Genomic DNA, 4,281 nt, shown 5'->3' on the forward strand with positions numbered 1-4,281 from the left:
TAGATACTGATAAATTTACGATCAGAGGAACTTCGGGCGATCCAGATGCGAATTCTAGCGTTAAAGTAAATTATCGAATTAACGGAGCTAATCCGATTGAAATTTACACTGGTACAGGCGGGGCATGGGAGTTTGAAGTATCACTTGGCCAGCTAAAAGTCGGTGAGAATATAATTGTTGTCGAGGTAATTGACAATTATGGTGCTAAGACTAGCAAGACGATAAAACTTAATAAAAACACAGTAAACACGCCTATTTTGCAATCTGTAGCGAGGTATAAAATCTCCCCTCCTAAAGGTTCAGCAAGAGGCGTTTTAATTTGGGTGCAGCGAGATGAGGATCTTGATTTAACGGTTGAATTATCAATGACACTAACTGGTGAGCAGGAGCAATATATTTTACTCGAAGCAGACCCAAAGAACATCGTAGAAGTTTCAGAGGGAATAGTTGAAGATGAATATTACCATGAAACTGTAGAATCGAAGGATAATATCATTCTTAAACTGACTACATCTAGAGCTAATGTAAATATAGACGATAAAATCTATTTAGTATGGGGGGTGTTGGAATAATGCAAAGACGTAGAAGATTACCTGATGGCTCATGGGGTCCACTTGAAAAAGTGGGTTCAATACCTACTACAGAAGATCAAGTAATGTCTTTAGGCGAACAACTAGCACAGGAGAAGATGAAAGGTATTCAAAAGGACCTTCTAATCAATAACCTAGGCTCGCAGCTTACACAACTTAAATTAGATGTCATTTCAATGAAAGGTGGTGGGAGCTGATGGAATTTTGGCAAATTGCTTTCATGTTCAAGTGGGTAACTGCAGAGCAACTACGAATCGCAGTTAAAACAGAGGCTAATCCTTTCGGTGAAATTACGCCTGAACAGTATAAAGAAATCACGAAGCAAGATTTTGAGACGCAAGCATAGACTTAGCGTTATTTTTATTGTCATTTTTAAGAGGAAATCCTTTCCTTTTGTCGAAATAAGTATGATGAAAGGAAGTGATTTATTATGGCAACGTATACAATTGAAATAAGTTTAATTAATGGAAAAAAGATAACTATAATTGATGATTTTATTGATACAATGCATATAGCAAATTCATTAAGTGACGAAACTCAAAGTGAATGGTACTTCTATAGAAACTCGTATGGTGAAGGAGCATTTTTAAGATCACAAATTGTGGATTTTGTAGCAAATAGAAAGTAAGTTCAAAAGTGCTCTCGATTGAGGGTGCTTTTTATTATGCTATGAGAGCAATCGAGATGGGCACCGGTACATGTTACTGAATCTCGATGCGTCTCATGGCTTTTATTTTAGGGCAAAGGATTGGTGATGATATGGAAGGATCATCGTATGTAAGTGTAACTGAACACAATATGTTGAAAGAAAAAGTAAATGCTCATGAGGTTCGAATCTCTATTGCAGAAAATAACATCAAGGATATGAAAGATGATTTAACTGCAATTAAATCCAATACGACTTGGATTGTTCGACTGATTATTGGTGGAATTGTTACTGGTGTCATTACTGGAGCAATAGGAATAATTTTTGCGGCAAATAAAATGTTATAGGAGGAACCTACAATGAAAATCAACTGGAAAGTACGATTAAAACACAAACCATTTTTAGTATCACTATTCGCATTTTTGTTATTACTGGTACAACAAGTGACGGCAGCATTTGGATACAGTTTACCTGAGGCAGTTGGCGAACAAGCCACTGCTATTTTTAATACCATTTTAAGCATTTTGATTTTGTTAGGTATTGTCATTGATCCAACCACTAGCGATGTCAGTGATAGTGAACAAGCATTAAAATATAAAAAACCGAAGGATGATGCAAAATGACAAGTGTAACGACTACATGTCGTGATCTAAGCGAATTAACAGCAGCCGCACAAACAGCCTGCCGATTACTCTTTCAAGAATGCTACAAGGTAGGTATTGACTTTATCTTCATTACCGAAACATATCGGAGCCAAGCAAGACAAAATTATTTGTATGAACAAGGTAGAACAAGACCAGGCCAAGTAGTAACTTGGACACGCAATAGTAATCACACATCACGTAGAGCCTGGGATATTGCTGTTGCTCCACCACGAAATCTTTATGATATTTCTACCCTTTCCAAAGTAGGAGCTATTGCTAAGAAACTAGGGATTACTTGGGGTGGATATTGGCCCGTTGGACAGTATGATGCACCACATTTTGAAATACCTACGAATTGGGCAATGCCAAAAGGTTACAAGTTAGAGGGGCAGGTAATTGTGCCGACAAGTAGTGCTGTTAAAGTGCAATTGATCAAGGAAGATAATAAACCAATTCAAAATGAAAAGGAAGATGATATTATGAAATTTACTAACGAAACACTTAAAGCTGCAGTTCGAAACTACATCAAACAAGCTGTAGATAAAAAGCTTATTGATAAATCACACTTAGATAAATTCGATGCTGGCACACTGACAAGTGGTGATTTCGAAGGATTAAAAATAATAATTGCCCAGCGAAATATCTAAAAGTTAAATCCTATAAGTCAATTGATTATTAGCTTATTTAACAATTTAAATAGAATATTTGGAAAATAGTACTTGAAATCCTTTTGTAAATAGTTTAAATTGTATATAAGAAATCAAATGAATATGATACGTGAGAAGCACTCCGTTTTCTTTTTGGCTTTTTTGCCAATAGATTTCGTTGTGCTTTTTTTATCTTTTGAAGATATAAACGAGTTTAAAATAAGAAAATTTAACTAGTCAAAACGGTTGTATTTTTCCTTGTTTATATACATAATTAGACAAAAAGTAAAACTATATATTTATTAAAATTATAAACAAATGATATATTAAAAAATACTAACTTAAAGTTAGAATTATAACAACGTATATAATATTTTTGTTTGTCATATAATTATACATGAAGTGATAAAATACTACACAATATCCAAAGTTGTAGACGGAACAGGGTGATAATAATGCAGACTATATATATTTATTTGGATGATTCAGGCGTTTTCCACCGAAATGACAGGTATTTTGTATATGGTGGATATTTGTTTTTAGATAAAAAAGAAAAAGACACTGCCAGAAGGAAATACAGAAAACTTTCAGATCAAATAAAAGCTACGATTGATGGATGTGTAGAAGTAAAGTCATTTGGACTTGCAGCTAAACATAGGAGAGCGCTCTATAATGTAATGAAACCTTATGAAAGTTTATCAGTCTGTGTTAATACTCGTAGAATTAACAAAGATATTATGTCAGAGAAGAAATCTATCCACAGATTTAAAGATTATGCACTAAAAAGATGTATTAAATCTAAATTTATGGATTTAATCCGTAAGGGAAAAATTGATCCATACGAAGATGTGAATCTAATTATTTGTATCGATGAACAAGGTACAGCTACAAATGGCTATTATGATTTAAAATCTTCGATATATGAAGAGTTTATTCATGGAGTTCATAATTTTGATTACAGCGTCTTTCATAAACCAATATTGTATGGGAATTTAATGATTGATGTGAGTTACAAAACGTCTATTTCTGACTATTTAATCCAAGCGTCTGATATTATTGCCAATACTATTTGGCACTCACATACGCATTCAAAACATCAGCTTAGAAACAAAACAAATCATTTTTATTTACAATTACCTTAAGTGTATGTATAATGTGTGTACAGACATGAAGTGTACTGTTTACAGAAAGTGTTCGATCAAAGCATTAAGCGTGCTATGTGTACGCCGACCTTTCTGGGACCGCGACAGAGCGGTCTTTTTATTTTTAAAACAATATTATCATTACCTTAAATAGTATGACCAGAAAATTATCTGGTCATTTTTTTATTGCCTAAAACAGAACATTCGTTCTATAATAAATACAAACAAACGTTCTGTTAAAGGAGAGGTTAAAATGGCAAAGACTAAAACACCTACTAAAAAGAAAGAACCAAAGCACCCAGAAAGAGACGAGTTTGACTTAGAAGAAATCGCTAATACACTAACTGAGGTGATGGAGGAAAAGCAGACCAAGGTTTTTACAATCTATAAACGTGATGAACCTTTAGAAGGTATAGTCACAAACATGGACGCAAACACTAAGTTAATTCACATCAAAGATAAATACTTCAATGTTCATAAGGTACATTTCTTAGATATCCTAAAAATTTCAGATATCGATTATTAGTGGAGAGTGATTTTTGATGCTACGTGACCGCGGAAATATGTAATCAATAGTATAATTATAGGTAGGATGTATAGTATTTAATGATA

The 4,281-nt window shown here is 33.7% G+C and carries 9 protein-coding genes; all 9 read left to right on the forward strand.

Annotated elements, in window-relative coordinates; all coding sequences use genetic code 11:
* Positions 1 to 572: hypothetical protein (locus tag CD31_RS23430; protein WP_036074879.1), on the forward strand; the 572-nt coding region annotated here is incomplete at its 5' end.
* Positions 572 to 787, forward strand: coding sequence for an XkdW family protein (locus tag CD31_RS00435; RefSeq protein WP_036074881.1), 216 nt, complete (start codon positions 572 to 574; stop codon positions 785 to 787). The genes CD31_RS23430 and CD31_RS00435, both read left to right, overlap by 1 nt.
* Complete coding sequence (locus CD31_RS00440; RefSeq protein ID WP_036074882.1) at positions 787 to 936, forward strand: XkdX family protein; 150 nt, start codon at positions 787 to 789, stop codon at positions 934 to 936. Before CD31_RS00435 ends, CD31_RS00440 begins: the two co-directional genes overlap by 1 nt.
* Positions 937 to 1,020: 84 nt before the next feature.
* The gene (locus CD31_RS00445; protein ID WP_036074883.1) at positions 1,021 to 1,218 is read left to right on the forward strand and encodes a hypothetical protein; all 198 of its coding nucleotides are present in this window, start codon (positions 1,021 to 1,023) and stop codon (positions 1,216 to 1,218) included.
* 131 nt (positions 1,219 to 1,349) lie between these two features.
* Complete coding sequence (locus CD31_RS00450; RefSeq protein ID WP_052125280.1) at positions 1,350 to 1,583, forward strand: hemolysin XhlA family protein; 234 nt, start codon at positions 1,350 to 1,352, stop codon at positions 1,581 to 1,583.
* A gap of 12 nt (positions 1,584 to 1,595) precedes the next feature.
* A complete protein-coding gene (locus tag CD31_RS00455; protein WP_036074886.1) occupies positions 1,596 to 1,859 on the forward strand; it encodes a phage holin in 264 nt (87 codons plus the stop codon).
* Positions 1,856 to 2,527: a M15 family metallopeptidase gene (locus tag CD31_RS00460; RefSeq protein ID WP_036074889.1), complete on the forward strand. Its 672-nt coding sequence runs from the start codon at positions 1,856 to 1,858 to the stop codon at positions 2,525 to 2,527. Before CD31_RS00455 ends, CD31_RS00460 begins: the two co-directional genes overlap by 4 nt.
* Before the next feature lie 455 nt (positions 2,528 to 2,982).
* Positions 2,983 to 3,669 (forward strand): DUF3800 domain-containing protein, encoded by a 687-nt coding sequence (locus tag CD31_RS00465; protein ID WP_036074892.1) that lies wholly within the window; start codon positions 2,983 to 2,985, stop codon positions 3,667 to 3,669.
* Between the two features lie 253 nt (positions 3,670 to 3,922).
* The gene (locus tag CD31_RS00470; RefSeq protein ID WP_036074895.1) at positions 3,923 to 4,195 is read left to right on the forward strand and encodes a YolD-like family protein; all 273 of its coding nucleotides are present in this window, start codon (positions 3,923 to 3,925) and stop codon (positions 4,193 to 4,195) included.
* Positions 4,196 to 4,281 lie beyond the last annotated feature (86 nt).

It is taken from the genome of Lysinibacillus boronitolerans JCM 21713 = 10a = NBRC 103108, assembly GCF_000772935.1.
Classification (GTDB): domain Bacteria; phylum Bacillota; class Bacilli; order Bacillales_A; family Planococcaceae; genus Lysinibacillus; species Lysinibacillus boronitolerans.

Bases quoted from the DNA above. Each gene is read 5' to 3' on its own strand.
- CD31_RS00435 (WP_036074881.1), top strand. From the start codon at position 572: ATGCAAAGACGTAGAAGATTACCTGATGGCTCATGGGGTCCACTTGAA.
- CD31_RS00440 (WP_036074882.1), top strand. From the start codon at position 787: ATGGAATTTTGGCAAATTGCTTTCATGTTCAAGTGGGTAACTGCAGAG.
- CD31_RS00445 (WP_036074883.1), top strand. From the start codon at position 1,021: ATGGCAACGTATACAATTGAAATAAGTTTAATTAATGGAAAAAAGATA.
- CD31_RS00450 (WP_052125280.1), top strand. From the start codon at position 1,350: ATGGAAGGATCATCGTATGTAAGTGTAACTGAACACAATATGTTGAAA.
- CD31_RS00455 (WP_036074886.1), top strand. From the start codon at position 1,596: ATGAAAATCAACTGGAAAGTACGATTAAAACACAAACCATTTTTAGTA.
- CD31_RS00460 (WP_036074889.1), top strand. From the start codon at position 1,856: ATGACAAGTGTAACGACTACATGTCGTGATCTAAGCGAATTAACAGCA.
- CD31_RS00465 (WP_036074892.1), top strand. From the start codon at position 2,983: ATGCAGACTATATATATTTATTTGGATGATTCAGGCGTTTTCCACCGA.
- CD31_RS00470 (WP_036074895.1), top strand. From the start codon at position 3,923: ATGGCAAAGACTAAAACACCTACTAAAAAGAAAGAACCAAAGCACCCA.